At 73.7% G+C, this 16718-nt stretch carries 16 protein-coding genes; 6 read left to right on the top strand and 10 right to left on the bottom strand.

All coding sequences use genetic code 11. The features are described from left to right. Positions 1-3: 3 nt before the first annotated feature. From der to aroH, 3 genes are read right to left on the bottom strand one after another with little or no spacing between them, the layout of a single operon-like run. On the bottom strand, positions 4-1350 hold the full coding sequence (der, locus tag ACI78T_RS02785) for a ribosome biogenesis GTPase Der (RefSeq protein ID WP_456556550.1): 1347 nt from the start codon (positions 1348-1350) through the stop codon (positions 4-6). After that, positions 1347-2036 carry a (d)CMP kinase gene (cmk, locus tag ACI78T_RS02780; RefSeq protein ID WP_456556549.1) on the bottom strand — a complete coding sequence of 230 codons (690 nt, stop codon included), beginning with the start codon at positions 2034-2036 and terminating at the stop codon, positions 1347-1349. The genes der and cmk overlap by 4 nt, the downstream gene beginning before the upstream one ends. 44 nt (positions 2037-2080) lie before the next feature. Continuing rightward, positions 2081-2443, bottom strand: a complete 363-nt coding sequence (gene aroH, locus ACI78T_RS02775; protein ID WP_456556548.1) for a chorismate mutase — start codon at positions 2441-2443, stop codon at positions 2081-2083. A 102-nt stretch (positions 2444-2545) separates the two neighbouring features. On the opposite strand from aroH, the gene ACI78T_RS02770 reads away from it, so the two are divergent. Then, the gene (locus ACI78T_RS02770) at positions 2546-2944 is read left to right on the top strand and encodes an ester cyclase (protein WP_456556547.1); all 399 of its coding nucleotides are present in this window, start codon (positions 2546-2548) and stop codon (positions 2942-2944) included. Between the two features lie 7 nt (positions 2945-2951). Here ACI78T_RS02770 and ACI78T_RS02765 read toward each other — a convergent pair whose 3' ends face one another. From ACI78T_RS02765 to ACI78T_RS02750, 4 genes are all read right to left on the bottom strand, one after another. After that, on the bottom strand, positions 2952-4028 hold the full coding sequence (locus tag ACI78T_RS02765; protein WP_456556546.1) for an ABC transporter ATP-binding protein: 1077 nt from the start codon (positions 4026-4028) through the stop codon (positions 2952-2954). A gap of 63 nt (positions 4029-4091) precedes the next feature. After that, a complete protein-coding gene (locus ACI78T_RS02760; RefSeq protein ID WP_456556545.1) occupies positions 4092-5084 on the bottom strand; it encodes an acetylxylan esterase in 993 nt (330 codons plus the stop codon). Then, positions 5084-7426, bottom strand: coding sequence for a beta-xylosidase/alpha-l-arabinosidase (locus ACI78T_RS02755; protein WP_456556544.1), 2343 nt, complete (start codon positions 7424-7426; stop codon positions 5084-5086). Before ACI78T_RS02755 ends, ACI78T_RS02760 begins: the two co-directional genes overlap by 1 nt. A gap of 84 nt (positions 7427-7510) precedes the next feature. After that, the gene (locus tag ACI78T_RS02750) at positions 7511-8782 is read right to left on the bottom strand and encodes an endo-1,4-beta-xylanase (protein ID WP_456556543.1); all 1272 of its coding nucleotides are present in this window, start codon (positions 8780-8782) and stop codon (positions 7511-7513) included. 137 nt (positions 8783-8919) lie between these two features. Here ACI78T_RS02750 and ACI78T_RS02745 point away from each other — a divergent pair, with 137 nt between their 5' ends. The 4 genes from ACI78T_RS02745 (at position 8920) to ACI78T_RS02730 (ending at position 13234) form a co-directional block, all read left to right on the top strand. Then, on the top strand, positions 8920-10185 hold the full coding sequence (locus ACI78T_RS02745; RefSeq protein ID WP_456556542.1) for an ABC transporter substrate-binding protein: 1266 nt from the start codon (positions 8920-8922) through the stop codon (positions 10183-10185). Between the two features lie 88 nt (positions 10186-10273). Beyond that, positions 10274-11179, top strand: a complete 906-nt coding sequence (locus tag ACI78T_RS02740; protein ID WP_456556541.1) for a carbohydrate ABC transporter permease — start codon at positions 10274-10276, stop codon at positions 11177-11179. Then, a complete protein-coding gene (locus tag ACI78T_RS02735) occupies positions 11176-12054 on the top strand; it encodes a carbohydrate ABC transporter permease (RefSeq protein WP_456556540.1) in 879 nt (292 codons plus the stop codon). Before ACI78T_RS02740 ends, ACI78T_RS02735 begins: the two co-directional genes overlap by 4 nt. A 100-nt stretch (positions 12055-12154) precedes the next feature. Then, positions 12155-13234: a LacI family DNA-binding transcriptional regulator gene (locus tag ACI78T_RS02730; protein WP_456556539.1), complete on the top strand. Its 1080-nt coding sequence runs from the start codon at positions 12155-12157 to the stop codon at positions 13232-13234. Positions 13235-13238: 4 nt separating this feature from the next. On the opposite strand, the gene ACI78T_RS02725 is transcribed toward ACI78T_RS02730, so the two are convergent. Next, the gene (locus ACI78T_RS02725; protein WP_456556538.1) at positions 13239-14093 is read right to left on the bottom strand and encodes a pseudouridine synthase; all 855 of its coding nucleotides are present in this window, start codon (positions 14091-14093) and stop codon (positions 13239-13241) included. A gap of 44 nt (positions 14094-14137) precedes the next feature. Here ACI78T_RS02725 and ACI78T_RS02720 point away from each other — a divergent pair, with 44 nt between their 5' ends. Continuing rightward, entirely contained in the window at positions 14138-14959 is an 822-nt protein-coding gene (locus ACI78T_RS02720) for an alpha/beta fold hydrolase (protein ID WP_456556537.1), read from the top strand. Here the strand turns inward: ACI78T_RS02720 and scpB are convergent. Beyond that, on the bottom strand, positions 14956-15819 hold the full coding sequence (gene scpB, locus ACI78T_RS02715) for an SMC-Scp complex subunit ScpB (RefSeq protein WP_456556536.1): 864 nt from the start codon (positions 15817-15819) through the stop codon (positions 14956-14958). The genes ACI78T_RS02720 and scpB overlap by 4 nt on opposite strands. Further along, positions 15816-16703: a segregation and condensation protein A gene (locus ACI78T_RS02710; RefSeq protein WP_456556535.1), complete on the bottom strand. Its 888-nt coding sequence runs from the start codon at positions 16701-16703 to the stop codon at positions 15816-15818. Before ACI78T_RS02710 ends, scpB begins: the two co-directional genes overlap by 4 nt. Between the last annotated feature and the right edge of the window lie 15 nt (positions 16704-16718).

Genomic DNA, 16718 nt, shown 5'->3' with positions numbered 1-16718 from the left:
GGGTCAGCCCTTGCCCCGGTCGCTCCCCCGGCCCTCGCGCACCTTGACCGACACCTCGATCGGCGTCCCCTCGAAACCCCAGCGCTCGCGCAGCTTGCGCTCGAGGAACCGCCGGTAGCCGGCCTCCAGGAACCCCGTGGAGAACACGACGAACCGCGGCGGGCGGACGTCGGCCTGCGTCACGTACTTGATCTTGGGCGCGCGGCCGCCGCGCGCGGGCGGCGGCGTCTCCTGCACGAGCGCCCGGACGAAGGTGTTCAGCTCCGCCGTCGGCACCCGCGACTCCCACGAGGCCAGCGCCGACCGGAGGTGACCGGCCAGCTTGTTCACGCCGCGCCCGGTGCTCGCCGAGATGTTCACCCGGCTGGCCCACCGGACCCGCGCGAGCTCCCGCTCGATCTCCTTCTCCAGCTGGTAGTGGCGGTCCTCGTCGAGGGTGTCCCACTTGTTGATCGCGATGACCAGGGCCCGGCCGGCCTCGACGACCTGGCTGATCACCCGCTGGTCCTGCTCGCTGATCACCTCGTCGGCGGCCAGGAGGACGACGGCCACCTCGGCCGCCTGGATGGCGGCCTCGGTGCGCAGGCTGGCGTAGTACTCCATGCCGCTGGCGGTGTTGACCTTGCGGCGCAGGCCGGCGGTGTCGACGAACCGCCACTCCTCGCCGCCGAGGGTGACGATCGAGTCGACCGGGTCGACGGTGGTGCCGGCCACGGAGTCGACGACCGAGCGCTCCTCCTTGGCCAGCCGGTTGATCAGGCTGGACTTGCCGACGTTGGGGCGGCCGACCAGCGCCACCCGCCGGGGGCCGCCCTCGCCCTCCTGCTCGCGCGGCGCGTCCGGCATGGCCTCGAGGACGAGGTCGAGCAGGTCGCCGCTGGACCGGCCGTGCAGCGCGCTGACCGGCTGCGGCTCCCCCATGCCGAGGGACCACAGCTCGGCGGCGTTGGCCTCGCTGCGCTCGTCGTCGACCTTGTTGGCCACCAGGATCACCGGCCGGTCGCTGCGGCGCAGGATGCGCGCGGCGGCCAGGTCGGTGTCGGTGGCGCCCACCTGGCTGTCGACGACGAAGACGATGACGTCGGCGGTCTTCATCGCGTACTCGGCCTGGCGGGTGATCGCCGCACCGAGGCCGGCGGCCTTGGGGTCCCAGCCGCCGGTGTCGACGACGGTGAACCGCTTGCCGTTCCACAGCGCCTCGTAGCTGATCCGGTCGCGGGTCACCCCGGGGGTGTCCTGGACGACGGCGGCGCGGCGGCCCAGGAACCGGTTGACCAGCGTGGACTTTCCGACGTTGGGCCGGCCGACGATCGCGACGACCGGCAGCGGCCCGCTCTGCTCCTCGCTCATGCCCGCTCCCCCGCTCCGACGGCCGCCAGCTCGAGGATGCGCTCGATGACGCCCTGCTGGTCCAGGTCGGTGCTGTCCACGACCACAGCGTCCTCCGCCGGGCGCAGCGGGCTGTCGGCCCGGCTGCTGTCGTACTCGTCGCGACGCCGCAGGTCCGCCGCGAGGGCGGCGATCTCCGCCGGGTCGGTGATGCCCAGCTGACCGGCCCGGCGCTCGGCCCGCACCTCGGGCGCCGCGGTCAGGTAGATCTTCAGCGTCGCCTGCGGCAGGACGACGGTGCCGATGTCGCGGCCCTCCACGACGACGGCGTCGGCCGCGGCCACCAGGGCGCGCTGCTGGTCGACGAGCTGCCGGCGGACGGCGGGCACCGCGGAGACGGCGGAGACGTTCCGGGTCACCTCGGCGCCGCGGATGCGCGTGGCGACGTCCACGCCGTCGACGAGCACCACCTCCGTCCCGGCCTCGGTGCCCACCTCGATGCGGGCGGCGGACACCGTCCGCTCGACGGCGTCGGCGTTCTCGGGATCGATCCCGGCGTCGAGCACGGCGACCGTGGCGGCCCGGTACATGGCGCCGGTGTCGAGGTAGGCGGCGCCGAGGCGGGCCGCGACACCGCGGGCGACGGTGGACTTGCCGGTGCCCGACGGCCCGTCGAGGGTCACCTGCCCCCGGAACGTCGCGGTCACCGGGCGATCCCCCAGCCCGGTGCGAGCCGCTCGCTGGCGCTCGCTCACTGGGCTATGTCCCGTCGCAGGGCGGTCGCGCCGCGCAGGTACACGTGCTGGATCGCCGACCGCGGCTTCGCCGTCTCGACGTGCGCCATGAGCCGCAGCACCCGCGGGAGCGCGTGCGCGACGTCGATCTCGGTGGCGCACATGAGCGGCACGTCGCCCATCCCGAGCTCGCGCGCGGCCAGCGCCGGGAACTCCGACACCAGGTCGGGCGTGGCGGTGAACAGGATGCTGATCACGTCGTCGTGGCCGAGCTCGTTGCGCTCCAGCACGGTGGTGACCAGCTCGCGGGTGGCCTCGAGCACCTGCTCCCGGTCGTCGGCGTCGACCTGCGTCGCGCCCCGGATGGCTCGGACGGCCATGCACTCTCCTCGTTCGTGGTGCGGCGTCCGGATCGCCGGCGCCCCGTCGAGTCTAGTTTCGCCCGTCGAGCACGCCGCGCCCGCGGCTGCCAGGCTGCTCCCGTGACCGCCGGCCGCGAGGCGATACTCGCCCGCTACCTGGCCTACAACGACGTCTGCAACCGGCACGCGTTCGACGAGCTGCCGCCGTTCCTGGGCGACGTCGTCGAGGTGAACGGGACGCCGCGGACGGCCGCCGAGTACGTCGCGGACCTGCAGGCGGTGCACCGGGCCTTCCCGGACTACCGCTGGGAGGTCCGGCACACCGTCGTCGAGGACCCGTGGATCGCCGTCCACTTCCGGGACACCGGCACCCACCTCGGGCAGTGGCGCGGCGCCGAGCCCACCGGGCGGCCGGTGACCACCGACGAGTTCTCGATGTACCGGTTCGACGGCGACCGCATCGTCGAGGTCTGGGTCACCGCCGACGACGCCCGGCTGCCCGGAGCAGGCGGGAGCTGACCGCCGGTCAGCCGCCCAGGCGCTCGCCGCTCCCGACGTCGAACAGGTGGACGTGGCCCTCGCGCGGGGTCACGTGCAGTACCTCGCCCTTGGCCGGCGGCCGCCGGCCGTCGACGCGCGCGGTGATCTGGTGCTCCCCGTCGCCGAGCCGGGTCCGCCCGTAGACGTAGGCGTCGGCGCCGAGCTCCTCGACCACGTCGACCTCGACCGGCAGCCCGTGCGCGGACACCTCTAGGTCCTCCGGCCGCACACCCAGGACCACCTGCGAGTCCGTCGCCTGGCCCAGGACGTCCCGGGCGACCGGGTGCACGACGTCGCCGAAGACGACGCCCCCGTCCACCACCGGCAGCGTGAACAGGTTCATGGCCGGCGAGCCGATGAAGCCGGCGACGAACACGTTGCGCGGCCGGTCGTAGAGCTCTCGCGGCCGGCCCACCTGCATGAGCAGGCCGTCCTTGAGCACGCAGACGCGGTCGCCCATCGTCATGGCCTCGACCTGGTCGTGGGTGACGTAGACGGTGGTGATCCCGAGCCGGCGCTGCAGCTGGGCGATCTGCGTGCGGGTCTGCACGCGCAGCTTGGCGTCGAGGTTGGACAGCGGCTCGTCCATGAGGAAGACCTGCGGCTGGCGCACGATCGCCCGGCCCATGGCCACGCGCTGGCGCTGCCCGCCCGAGAGCGCCTTCGGCTTGCGGTCGAGGTACTCCTCGAGGTCGAGCAGCGCGGCCGCCTCCTTCACCCGCGAGGCGATCTCGGCCTTGCCCATGCCGGCGATCTTGAGCGCGAAGCCCATGTTGTCGGCCACGGTCATGTGCGGGTAGAGCGCGTAGTTCTGGAACACCATCGCGATGTCCCTGTCCTTGGGCGCCACGTCGGTGACGTCGCGGTCGCCGATGAGGATCCGCCCGTCGGTGACGTCCTCCAGCCCGGCGAGCATCCGCAGCGACGTCGACTTGCCGCAGCCGGACGGGCCCACCAGGACCAGGAACTCGCCGTCCTCGACGGTGAGGTCGAGCGCGTCCACCGCGGCGCGCTCCGCGCCGGGGTAGACCCGCGTCGCCTTCTCGTAGGTGACCGTTGCCATGTCCTGCTCCTGCTCCCCCGGCCGCGTCGCCGGGTGTCGGGTGTCGTGGGTGGTGCGGGTCGTTCAGGCGTGCGGGGCGGGGACGGCGAGGACACCGCGCAGCCAGGCGAGCTGCTCGCGCTGGTGGTGGGCCTCACCGCCCTCGTGGTCGTTGAACGGGTAGACCGAGATCTCCTTCGGACCGCCGTAGGCGGCGTGGGCGGCGAACACCGTCGACGGTGGGCAGATCTCGTCCATGAGGGCGACGGAGAACAGCGCCGGGGCCGACGACCAGCGGGCCAGCACCGCCGCGTCGAAGTAGCTCAGCGTCCCGAAGACGAGTTCCACCCGGTCGCGGTGGGCCTTGAGGTAGCGCGCGATCTCGCCGTACGGGTCGCCGGCGGCGATCCGCGCGGCCCGCGGGAAGTCGCAGAGGAACGGCACGTCGGGCAGGACCGCCGCCACCCCGTCCGCGAGCGCGGAGACGGCCAGCGCGATGCCCCCGCCCTGGCTGATGCCGGTCACCGAGACGCGCTCGCCGTCGACCTCCGGGTGGCCCCGCAGCACCTCGAGCGCCCGGACCGCGTCGGTGTAGACGCGGCGGTAGTAGTAGTCGTGCGGGTCCTCGATCCCCCGGGTCAGGAAGCCCGGCTGGGCGGCCGGTGACCCCACCGGGTCCCCGGTCTCCCCCACGGCCCAGCCGCTGCCCTGCCCCCGCGTGTCGACGACCAGGTGGGCGAACCCGGCGGCGGCCCAGAAGACGTGCTCGTGGGCCAGCCCCCGGCCGCCGTTGTAGCCCTGGAACTGGACGACGCCGGGCAGCGGGCCGTCCCCGCGCAGCGCCCGGGCGGGCAGGTGCAGCCAGGCCCGCACCGGCGAGCCGCCGAAGCCGGCGAAGCACACGTCGTGGGTCTCGACCGCGACCAGGCCCGAGTCCACCGGGGCGGACGTCACGTCCAGCGGCCGCCCGGCGGCCTCGCCGAGGGTGGCGTCCCAGAACTCCCGGAGGTCGGCGGGAGCGGGGAGCTGCGGGTCGTAGCCCCGCAGCTCCTCCAGCGGGAGGTCGGTGTGCGGCATCAGTCGCCCGTCGTGAGCCGGACGGCGCTCTCGGGGTGCAGCCGGCGGTCCGGACCGACCGTGCGGCGGCCGCCGGTGAGCGTGAACCGCAGCACCTCCCGCACGTCGGCGCTGGAGGCGCCCACCCGCAGCTCCACCTCACCCGGCTCCACGATCCGTGCGCCGTCCCGCCCGGTGAAGGACGTGAGGTCGGCGTGCAGCGCGAACCGGACCGTCGCGGCCGAGCCCGGCGCGAGGTCGACCCGACGGGCGGCGAGCAGCGACTGCACCGGGCGGACCACCTCGGCGGCCACGTCGTGCAGGTAGACCTGGACGACCTCGGTGACCTCGCGGTCGGTCTCGTTGCGCAGCTCGACCTCGATCTCGCCGGTGCCGTCGGTCGACCACTCCGGCCCGTTCACCGCCCGGACCCCGGTCCAGGTCGCGGAGCCGTAGCCCAGGCCGTGCCCGAACGGGAACAGCGGGGTCGGGTCCACGACGCTCACGTCGGTGCGCCGGCCCAGCGCCGCCGCCAGATAGGTCCCGGGCTGGCTGCCCTCCGCCCGCGGGAAGCTGACCGGCAGCCGTCCCGAGGGCGACACCCGCCCGCTCAGGACGTCGGCGAGCGCGGGGCCGCCCTCCTCACCGGGGAAGAACCCGCAGACGACCGCGGCGAGCCGGTCGACCTGCCGCGAGAGCTCGTAGGGCCGGCCGACGAGGAGGACCAGCACGACCGGGGTGCCGGTGGCGAGGAGGGCCTCCAGCAGCTCCTCCTGGCGGCCAGGGAGACGGAGGTCGGCGGCGTCGCAGCCCTCGCCGGACGTGCCGTTGCCGAACAGGCCGGCCTGGTCGCCCAGCACCGCGACGCACACGTCGGCGTCGGCGGCGGCACGCACCGCGGCCTCGATGCCCTCGTCGTCGCCACCGAGGACCGGGCACCCCTGGGCGACCACGACGTCGTAGGCCGCCGGCGACGCCCGCAGCGCGTCGGCGACCGACGGGATGTCCACGCCCACGGCGACGTCGGGGTGGTGGACCCCCACGTGCATGGGGAACGAGTAGCAGCCGAGCATCGCCTGCGCGGTGTCGGCGCGGGGGCCGACCACCGCCAGGCGCAGACCGTCCCGCAGCGGCAGCGTCCCGTCGTTGGCGAGGAGCACCACCGACCGGCGCGCCAGCTCGCCGGCGACCTCCCGCGATGCCTGCGAGTCGAGGTCGACCTGGCCGTCGACGACGGCGGGCGCGTCCGGCGACCAGTCGGGGTCGAGCAGGCCGAGCTCGCACTTCTGCAGCAGGACCCGGCGCAGCGCCCGGTCGACCAGCGCCTCGTCGACGGCGCCGCTCCGGAGCGCCTCGACGAGCGGGTCGCCGAAGGTGCTGACCGTCGGCAGCTCCACGTCGATGCCCGCCTCCAGGGCCAGCCCGGCCGCCTCGGCCGGCGACGCGGCCACCCCGTGCAGGGTCTGGAGGAAGGCGATGGAGAAGTAGTCGGCGACGACGGTGCCGGTGAACCCGAGGGTGCCGCGCAGCAGCGTGGTGAGCAGCGCCGGGTCGCCGGCCGAGGGCACCCCGTCGATGTCCGTGTAGGAGTTCATGACCGACCGCGCGCCCGCGCGCAGCGCCATCTCGAAGGGCGGGAGGAGGACGTCGGCGATCTCGCGGGGACCGGCCGAGACCGGCGCGAGGTTTCGCCCCGCGCGGGACGCCGAGTAGCCGACGAAGTGCTTGAGCGTGGCGACGACGCCGCTGGACTCCAGACCGCGCACGTAGGCGCTGCCGATGGTGCCGACGAGGTGCGGGTCCTCGCCCATGGTCTCCTCGACCCGACCCCAGCGCAGGTCCCGGACGACGTCCAGGACGGGTGCGAGCCCCTGGTGGACGCCGAGCTTCCGCATGCTCGCCCCGATCTGCGCGCCCATCCGCTCGACGAGCTCGGGGTCGAAGCTGGCCGCCCAGCACAGCGGCGAGGGGAACACCGTCGCCGTCCACGCCGCCAGGCCGGTGAGGCACTCCTCGTGCACCAGCGCGGGGATGCCGAAGCGGCCGGCCGCCATGATCTGGCGCTGGCTCTCCGCCAGCCCCTTCGCGCCCAGGAGCGGGTCGACCGGCGCCGTGCCGAACGGCCGGGTCAGCTGACCGAGGCCGCTCGCGATGAGGGCGTCCCAGTCGACCGGCGCCGCGGCCATCTCGTGCTGGTGCGGGGCCACCTCGCCCTCGGTCGCGTCGATGCCCACCCACACGCCGTAGAGCTGGGCGACCTTCTCCTCGAGCGTCATGCGCCCGATGAGGTCGGCGACCCGCGCCTCGGCCGGGACCTCCCGGTCGCGCCACGGCGCGGGATCGATGTCGACGTTGGTGCCCATGTGCGTGGAAGTCCGTCCTGTCCGTCGTTGCAGCTGCGACCGGCCGGGGCCGTCGCCTGGTCTGGGTGGTGCTGGGTCCGGCCGTCAGGCCAGGGTGGTCTCGGGCGACGGCTCTCCGCGTCGCAGGGTCCACGTCGCGGAGGAGTCCCCGGCCGACACCCTGTACTCGCCGGGCCAGCCCCGCACCGCGACGCGACCGTCGGCGTCGGTCCGCAGCCGGGTCGGCGGCAGCCACCAGTCGCCCTTCACGAGCCCGCGGAGGGCGTCGTAGGCGGGCTTGGGCGTCCCGTCGGCGCGCACCAGACCGGCGGGCGCGTTCAGCCAGGCGCCCCGGTCGGTGATGCCCCAGTAGGTCACGGCCTCGACCGCGGGGTGCGCCAGCAGCGTGCCGTAGTGGCGGGCGACGTCGTCGGCCTGCCGCTCCTCGCCCTCGGGCGTGGAGGGCCACTCGGCGACCTGGTGGTCGTTGAGGTCGACGATCTCCGGCGGCATCAGGTCGCCGGAGACGAGCGTCGTCTCCGTCCAGTGCAGCGGCAGGCCGTAGCGGGCGAAGCGCTCGAGGACCTCCTGCGTGCGCTCCTCGCCCCAGTAGCCCTGGTGCATGTGGCTCTGCAGGCCGATGGCGTCGACCTGCAGGCCGGCCTCGAGGACGCCCTCGATCAGGCACTCGTACGCCGTCGACAGGTTGAAGTCGTTGAGGACCAGCGTGGCCGCGGGGTTCGCCCCGCGCGCCTCCTCGAAGGCCAGCCGGATGGTCGGGATCCGGCCGATGCGCCGGCACAGCGCGGTGATCGCGTTCTGCCGTTCCTCGTTCGAGAAGACCGGCATGATCACGACCTCGTTGATCGCGTCCCAGGTGTCGACCAGCCCGGCGAACGAGCCGGCCTCGCGCCGGACCCGCGCCCGCACGGTCTGCTCGACCTCGTCGGCGGGGCGGCCCCTCAGCCAGTCGGGCGCGAGGGTGTGCCAGACCAGCGGGTGGCCCTTGACCGACACGCCGCGGTCGCGGAACCAGGCGGCCGCGGCCTGCAGGCGCCGCGTGTCCGGCTCGCCCTCCACCGGCTCGAAGCCCGCCCAGTAGAACGGGAGGGTCGCTGTGTTGAACACGTCGAGCCAGAGTTCCTCGAGGCGCTTGGCAGCCTCGGGGTCGGCGCCGCCGAAGACGTTCTCCCGCCCCTCGCCGTGCTCGCCGTTGGCCAGGCCGACGAAGTCGAAGCCGATGTTCCCGAAGGCGAACTCGTGCCGCACCTGCTCGACCAGCACGTCCGTGTCCGGGCAGGGCGAGCCGTCGGGGCGGCGCACCGTCAGAATGACGTCGGATCGCCGCAGCTCGTCGGCGGCAGTGGAGCAGGTCACAGCGAAAACGTTATCGACAACGTTTGACATTGCCAAGCGCGCCCTGCCATCTTCTGCGCTGTGTCCCACGCCACTGGCGGCGTGCGGTGGAACGAAGGGGTTTCAGAATGCGGCGTTCGGGGCGAGCAGCTCTGTCGGTGCTCTGCAGCAGCGCGGTGCTGCTGACGGCCACTGCCTGTGGCGGTGGGGATGACAGCAGCGCGTCGGGAGACGACAACACGATCACCTGGTGGCACAACTCGAACAACGAGCCCGGCAAGGGCTACTACGAGCAGGTCGCCGAGGACTTCGAGAAGGACCACCCCGGCGTGGACGTCGAGGTCGTCGCCATGGCGCACGAGGACATGGTCGACAAGCTGGAGGCCGCCTTCCAGAGCGGCGACGTGCCGGACGTGTACATGGAGCGTGGCGGCGGCGAGCTGGCCGACCACGTCGAGGCCGGCCTGGTCCGCGATCTGTCGGAGGACGCGTCGGAGGAGATCGGCAAGCTCAACGCCGGCACGCTGGCCGGCTGGCAGGTCGACGGCAAGACCTACGCGCTGCCGTTCTCCGTCGGCGTCGTCGGTTTCTGGTACAACACCGAGCTCTTCCAGCAGGCGGGGATCACGGCGCCGCCGACCACGATGGAGGAGCTGGCGTCCACGGTCGACACGCTCAAGGGCGCGGGCATCACGCCGATCTCGGTCGGCGCGGGCGACAAGTGGCCCGCCGCCCACTACTGGTACTACACGGCGCTGCGCTCCTGCGGCGAGGACGTGCTGACCGACGCGGTCACCAGCCTCGACTTCTCGGACGAGTGCTTCGTCCAGGCCGGCGAGGCGGTGCAGGGCCTGGTCGAGACCGAGCCCTTCAACCCCGGCTTCCTGACGACGCCGGCGCAGGAGGGTGCCACCTCCGCCTCGGGCCTGCTCGCCACCGGGCAGGTCGCGATGGAGCTGCAGGGCCACTGGGAGCCCGGCGTCATGCAGGGCCTCACCGAGAACGGCGAGGGCCTGGGCGACAAGACCGGGTGGTTCCCGTTCCCGGCGGTCGAGGGCGGCGACGGTGACCCCGAGGCCGCGCTCGGCGGTGGTGACGCCTGGGCGGTCGCGGAGTCCGCGCCCGACGAGGCCGTCGACCTGGTCAAGTACCTGCTCTCCGACGAGGTGCAGCAGGGCTTCGCGGAGAACGACATGGGTCTGCCGACCAACCCGGCCGCCTCGGACTCCGTGACCGACCCGGCGCTGGCCGGTCTCCTCGCGGTCCGCGACGCGGCGCCGTTCGTCCAGCTCTACTTCGACACGGCCTTCGGTGCCTCGGTCGGTGGCGCGATGAACGACGCGGTCGCCCTGCTCTTCGCGGGTCAGGCGACCCCGGAGGACATCGTGACGGAGACGCAAGAGGCTGCGGACCAGGAGAAGTGATCTCTCGATGAGCACACCGGTGACCGCTGCGCCGACGGAGGCAACAACCCCCGGCGCAGCGGTCACCCGGCGCTCGGACGGGCGCCGGGTGACCGGCCGTTCCGGTGCGGGGAAGCGTCGTGAGCGCCTGGAGATCCTGCTCTTCGTGGCGCCGGCCCTCGCGCTGATGGCGACCTTCGTCGTCTACCCGGTCTACTCCGCGGCCCGGATGTCGTTCTTCCGCTGGAAGGGCTTCGGCCCCATGGACGACTTCGTGGGCCTGGACAACTACGTCCGCGTGCTGAACGACGAGGTCTTCACCGACGCGGTCATGCACAACTTCCTCATCGTGTTCGCGTCGATCCTGGTGCAGCTGCCGCTGGGCCTGGCGCTGGCACTGCTGCTCAACCGCCGCATCCGCGGCCGCGGCCTGCTGCGGACGATCATCTTCGTCCCCTACGTGCTGGCCGAGGTGATCGCCGGCGTCGTGTGGTTCCAGCTCCTCCAGCCGCGCACCGGCCTGCTCGAGACCATGCTCGGGTGGGTCGGGATCCCGGCCCCCGAGCAGGGCTTCCTCGGCACCCCCGACATCGCCCTGGCCACCGTGTTCGTCGTCCTGACGTGGAAGTACCTCGGGCTGGCGGTGCTGCTCTTCCTCGCCGGGCTGCAGGGCGTGCCCGACGAGCTGCACGAGGCGGCCCAGCTCGACGGGGCCTCGTGGTGGCAGGTGCAGCGGCGCATCGCGATCCCGCTCATCGCCCCGACCATCCGGACCTGGTGCTTCCTCTCGATGATCGGGTCGCTCCAGCTGTTCGACATGGTCTGGATCCTCACCGGCGGCGGTCCGGCGAACGCGACCACGACGATGGCCACCTACCTGATCAGCCAGGGCACCCAGCGCAGCAACTTCGGCATCGCCGGGGCCGCGTCGGTGATCCTGTTCCTGATCGGGTTCGCCATGGCCGTCGCCTACCAGTTCCTGGTCCTCCGGCGCGACACGAAGGCGGACGCATGACCGCGACAGCGCAGGCACCGGCGCGGACGGCCCGCGGGCGGGCCCGCCGGTCGACGTCGTACGGACGGGGCGGCCCGTTCGTCTACCTCGTGGCGCTCGCGGTGGTGGCGCTGACCCTCGGGCCGGTCATCTACGGCGCGCTCGGCGGCTTCCGCAGCAACGAGCAGCTGGCGCGCGACCCCGCCGCGCTCCCCGACCCCTGGGTCGTGCGCAACTACGAGGGCGTCCTCACCAACCCGGACTTCTGGCAGTACGCCGTCAACTCCACGGTGATCGCGCTCATCACGACCGCGGTGGCCGTCATCGCGGGCGTGATGGCCGCCTACCCGCTGGCGCGCTACCAGTTCAAGCTCCGGGAGCCGCTGTTCCTGGTGTTCGTCCTGGGTCTGCTCTTCCCGGCGGCGGTGGCGATCGTCCCGCTGTTCATCCTCGTGACCCGCGACCTGCAGCTGGGCAACACCTGGTGGGGGGTTGCCCTCCCGCAGGCGGCGTTCGCGCTGCCGACCACGGTCGTGATCCTGCGGCCCTTCCTGATGGCCCTGCCCAAGGAGCTCGAGGAAGCCGCGATGCTCGACGGCGCCGGCCGGATCCGGATCTTCTACCGGATCGCGCTGCCCCTGTGCATGCCCGGGCTGGTGACGGTGGGCGTGCTCGCGTTCGTCGCGTCCTGGAACGCCTACCTGCTCCCGCTCCTGCTGCTGCAGGGCGAGATGCGCACCCTTCCCCTGGGCGTGGCCGACTACTCGACCGAGCACTCGGCCGACACCGCCGGCGTGCTCGCCTTCACGACGCTGGCGATGATCCCCGCGCTGGTGCTGTTCCTCGCGATGCAGCGGCGCATCGTGAGCGGGCTCCAAGGGGCGGTGAAGGGCTGAGCCGCGCCGCGGCCGGCACCGGCCGCGGGGATCGTGCGTGCCTTCTGCGGTCGGGCCTGCGAGCCTGTCCGCCGGGCTCCCGGACGACGAGAGGTTGTTCATGACGCTCCACACATCGCGCGACGGCGTCGCGGTGGGTCCCACCACGGGACCCCAGATCGTCCCGTCGCCGGCCCTGCGCGGTCGCGTGACGATGCAGCAGGTGGCCGCGGAGGCCGGCGTCTCGATCTCCACCGTCTCCAAGGTGATCAACGGCCGGTACGGCGTCTCCTCGGAGACCGTCGACCACGTGACCCGCGTGATCGAGCGGCTGGGCTACGAGGCGAGCCTCGTCGCCCGCAGCCTCCGCAACCGCCGCACGAACGTCGTCGGCGTCCTGGTGATGGACTTCGAGCCCTTCAGCACCGAGGTCCTCAAGGGCGTCGCCGACGCGATCCACGGCTCCGGCTACGAGCTGATCGCCTACTCGGCCGGTGGGCACGTGGAGGCCCAGGTCGGGTGGGAGCGGCGGTCCCTGTCCCGCCTGATGGGCAGCCTCGTGGACGGCGCCGTCCTGGTCACGCCGACGGTGACCGACGTGCAGGCCGACGGGCCGGTGGTGGCGGTCGACCCGCACACCGGCCCCTCGGGGCTGCCCTCGGTGGCCGCGGACAACCTGCAGGGCGCCCGTCTCGCGGTGGAGCACCTGCTGGGGCTCGGGCACACGCGCATCGCCATGATCACCGGCCGCTCCGACCTGGCCTCGGCCCAGCAGCGCGAGCAGGGCTACCGCGAGGCGCTGGCCGCGGCGGGGCTCCCCGTCGACGAGACGCTGATGCCCTCCGGCGGCTTCGAGCCGGAGCTCGCTCGCCGGGCGGCCCGGGAGCTGCTGTCGCTGTCCTCGCCCCCGACGGCGATCTTCGCGGCCAACGACCTCTCGGCGCTGGCCACGCTGGAGGTGGCCAGGGAGCTCGGGTTCGACGTCCCGGGCCGGCTGTCGGTGGTCGGTTTCGACAACATCCCCGAGTCGGCGATGGCCGAGCCGCCGCTGACCACCGTGCAGCAGCAGATCCGGCGCATGGGTCAGGAGGCGACGGAGATGCTCCTGGCGCTCATCTCCGGGGAGGAGACGAGCGGCCCGCACCGCACGCTCGACACCTCGGTCGTGGTGCGGGCGTCCACCGCTCCCCCGAAGCGCTGAGGGCTCAGAGGCCCACGAGCTCCTGGAGCGTGCCGAGCTCCTCCTTGGACAGCTTGCGGATCGAGCCCGAGCGCATCCGCTGCAGCTGGATGGGACCGACCGCCGTGCGGGTCAGCCGCGAGACCGGCAGGCCCACGTGCGCGAGCAGCCGCCGCACGATGTGCTTGCGGCCCTCGTGCAGCACCACCTCGACGACCGACTGGCCGGCGTGGGTGTCGACGACGCGGAAGGAGTCGACCTTCACCGGGCCGTCCTCCAGCTCGACGCCGGCGCGCAGCCGGCGGGCCAGGTCGCGCGGCACCGAGCCGGAGACCTGCGCCAGGTAGGTCTTGCGCACCTCGTAGGACGGGTGCGCCAGGCGGTGGGCGAGCTCGCCGTCGTTGGTGAGCAGGAGCAGGCCCTCGGTGTCCTGGTCCAGCCGGCCGACGTGCACGAGACCCTTGGCCAGGTCGCCGACCATGTCCCCGACGGTGGGCCGGGCGCGGTCGTCGCTCATGGCGGTGATGACGCCCGGGGGCTTGTTCATCGCGTAGGTGACGCGGTCCTCGCGGATCTCGATCCGCACGCCGTCGACGGCGATCCGGTCCCGCGACGGGTCCACCCGCATGCCCTGCACCTGGACGACGGCGCCGTTCACGCTGATCCGGCCCGCCTCGATCATGTCCTCGCAGACCCGGCGGGAGCCGACGCCGGCGCGGGCCAGCACCTTCTGCAGCCGCTCGCCGTCGCGGTCGTCGGAGTCGGTCGCGGGCCGGTCGCCCGGGTGCGCCGGGGCCAGCTCCATGTCCGCGGACCAGCCCTCACCGCCGGAGGTGGTGCGCTCGTCGTCGTGGGTCAGGTCGTCCGGTCCGGCGTTCATCACCCGCCAGTCTCCCACCCCGGGCGGCGGGCTAGCGTCCCCGCATGGAGCCCGCACCCCCGGGACAGCTCCTGCGGCTGTCGACCGGCATCAGCACGGCGGTGTCCGAGCACGGCCGCCCGGACGGCGATCCGCCCGTGCTCCTGCTGCACGGGTGGGCCGGCTCGCGCCGTTCCTTCGCGGCCCTGCTGCCCCTCCTGCCGGCGTCGGTCCGGGCGCTCACGGTCGACCTGCGCGGGCACGGCGACGCGGACAAGCCCCTGCACGGCTACGACCTGCCGACCCTCGCGGCCGACGTCGTCGCCGTCCTGGACGCGCTGGGCATCGCCCGAGCGGTGCTGGTCGGCGCCTCGAGCGGCGGCTACGTCGGGCAGCAGGTCGCCGTCGCGGCGCCGGAGCGGGTGGCCGGCCTGGTGCTCGCCGGCGCGCCGCGGGACCTGCGCGGCCGGCCACCCTTCGCCGACGAGCTGGCCCGGATCAGCGACCCGGTCGACCCGGTGTGGGCCAGGGCGTTCGTCGCGGGCTTCACCGACCTCGATCGGCTGCCCGCCTGGTACGTCGACGTCATGGTCGAGGACGCGCTGCGGCTTCCCGCGGCCGTCTGGACCGCCTCCTTCGAGGGCCTCAACCGCTCCAGCCCGCCCACCGACGCCGCCGCCATCACCGCTCCCACGCTCGTGGTCAGCGGCGCCCGGGACGAGCTGCTGGCGCGCGACCACACCGCGAGCCTGGTCGCCGCCGTCCCGGGCGCGGAGTGGGCCGAGTACCCGGACACCGGCCACCTGGTGCTCGAGGAGCAGCCGGACTGGCTGGCGGCCGACGTCGCCGAGTTCGTCGCGACGCTCGGCGAGGACGCGCCGCGCTAGCTGTCGGGGTGCTCGTCGAGCATCGCGGACGTCTCGGGCAGGAGCGGCGCGAGCTCGGGCAGGTCGGCGAGGCTCTCGAGCCCGAGGCGCTCCAGGAACAGCGGCGTCGTGGCGTAGAGGCCGCCGCCGCTGTCGGGATCGGTCCCGACCTCGTGCACGAGCCCGCGGGTCAGCAGGGTGCGCATGACGCCGTCCACCCCGACCCCGCGGATCGCGGACACCCGGGCGCGCGTCACCGGCTGGCGGTAGGCGATGACGGCCAGGGTCTCCAGGGCCGCCTGGGTGAGCCGGCTCCGCTGCCCGTCGACCAGGTACCGCTCGACGACGGGCGCGTGCTCCTCGCGGGTGTAGAGCCGCCAGCCCTCCCCCACCCGGCGCAGGGCCAGGCCGGAGCGACGCCGGTCGTACCCCTCGGCGAGCTCGGCCAGCCCGCCGCGCACCTGCTCGACGGAGCAGCGCAGGGCGCCCGCGAGGGTCTGCTCGTCGACCGGGTCGTCCATGACGAACAGCAGCGCCTCGAGGCCGCCGTGCAGCTCCTCGGGTGCGAGCAGCTCCAGCTGCTCCTCGGGCTCGTCGGGGGCCGGCTCACCCGCCGGGACGTCGGCCGGCGTCGGGTCCTGCGGCGGTTCCGGCGCCGGCTCGACGTCGGGGTCCGGCTCCTGCGGGACCGGCGGCGGCTCGGGGACCTCCAGCGGCTGGTCGGCCACCCGGGCGGCCAGCTCGGCGGCGACGGCGTCCCAGGCGGCCGGGTCCTCCTCGCCGCGGTCCTGGGCCAGCTCCCGGGTCGCGGCCAGCTCGGCGGCCAGCGCCTCCCACGAGATGGGGGCGGGCTCGGGGGCCTGCCGGTCCTGCTCGGTCACGTGTACTCCTCGTCCAGGGCCGTCGTCCCGTCGTCGGGGTCGTCGACGGCACCGTCCACGTCGTCGCTGTGCCGGTCGGCCGGCGCGCCGGCGCCGGTCCAGCGCACGTGCAGCTCGCCCAGCGGCGTGAGCTGCTCGAACACCACCCGCTGCTGCCGGTAGAGCTCCAGGAGCGCCAGGAAGCGGGCGACCACCTCGAGGGTGTGCCCGCAGTCGGCGGTCAGCGCCCGGAAGGTCGCCGTCCCCGACCGGACCAGGTGGTTGCGGACGGCGAGCAGCTGCTCGGAGACGCTGACCGGCGGCGCGTGCAGGTGGGAGACGCTGACGACCTCCGGCGCCTTCGGCGCGAGCACGCGGGCGGCCAGCGCGGCGAACTGCGCGGGGCTCAGGTCGAGCACGACCTCCGGGACGAGGTCGGCGAAGCGCGGCTCGAGGGCGGCCGACCGCGGGAAGCGCTGCGCGGCCCGGGCCTCGCGCTCGCGCAGGAACTGGGCGGCCTGCTTGTAGGCCTTGTACTGGAGCAGTCGGGCGAACAGCAGGTCGCGGGCCTCGAGCAGCTCGAGGTCCTCCTCGTCGTCGACGTCGGCGGCCGGGAGCAGCCGGGCCGCCTTGAGGTCGAGCAGCGTCGAGGCGACGACGAGGAACTCGCTGGCCTGGTCGAGGTCGAGCTGGTCGCCGAGGGCCCGCAGGTGGGCGATGAACTCGTCGGTGACCTTCGACAGCGCGATCTCGGTGACGTCGAGCTTGTGCTTGCCGATCAGCTGGAGCAGCAGGTCGAACGGGCCCTCGAAGTTGGTCAGCCGGACGGTGAACCGCGACGGCGCGGCATCGGGGGCGGGGTCCTCCCCCACGCGCCCCGATGCCGCGCCGCTCTCGCTGCTCACGGTGGCCGAGCCTAT

The organism is Blastococcus sp. SYSU D00922 (assembly GCF_054050495.1).
Note: the sequence above shows the minus strand (reverse complement) of the source record. Positions and strands in the feature narration are given on the sequence as shown.

Bases quoted from the DNA above. Each gene is read 5' to 3' on its own strand.
- ACI78T_RS02725 (WP_456556538.1), bottom strand. From the start codon at position 14,093: ATGAACGCCGGACCGGACGACCTGACCCACGACGACGAGCGCACCACC.
- ACI78T_RS02735 (WP_456556540.1), top strand. From the start codon at position 11,176: ATGACCGCGACAGCGCAGGCACCGGCGCGGACGGCCCGCGGGCGGGCC.
- ACI78T_RS02760 (WP_456556545.1), bottom strand. From the start codon at position 5,084: ATGCCGCACACCGACCTCCCGCTGGAGGAGCTGCGGGGCTACGACCCG.
- ACI78T_RS02730 (WP_456556539.1), top strand. From the start codon at position 12,155: ATGACGCTCCACACATCGCGCGACGGCGTCGCGGTGGGTCCCACCACG.
- ACI78T_RS02755 (WP_456556544.1), bottom strand. From the start codon at position 7,426: ATGGGCACCAACGTCGACATCGATCCCGCGCCGTGGCGCGACCGGGAG.
- der (WP_456556550.1), bottom strand. From the start codon at position 1,350: ATGAGCGAGGAGCAGAGCGGGCCGCTGCCGGTCGTCGCGATCGTCGGC.
- aroH (WP_456556548.1), bottom strand. From the start codon at position 2,443: ATGGCCGTCCGAGCCATCCGGGGCGCGACGCAGGTCGACGCCGACGAC.
- ACI78T_RS02720 (WP_456556537.1), top strand. From the start codon at position 14,138: ATGGAGCCCGCACCCCCGGGACAGCTCCTGCGGCTGTCGACCGGCATC.
- ACI78T_RS02765 (WP_456556546.1), bottom strand. From the start codon at position 4,028: ATGGCAACGGTCACCTACGAGAAGGCGACGCGGGTCTACCCCGGCGCG.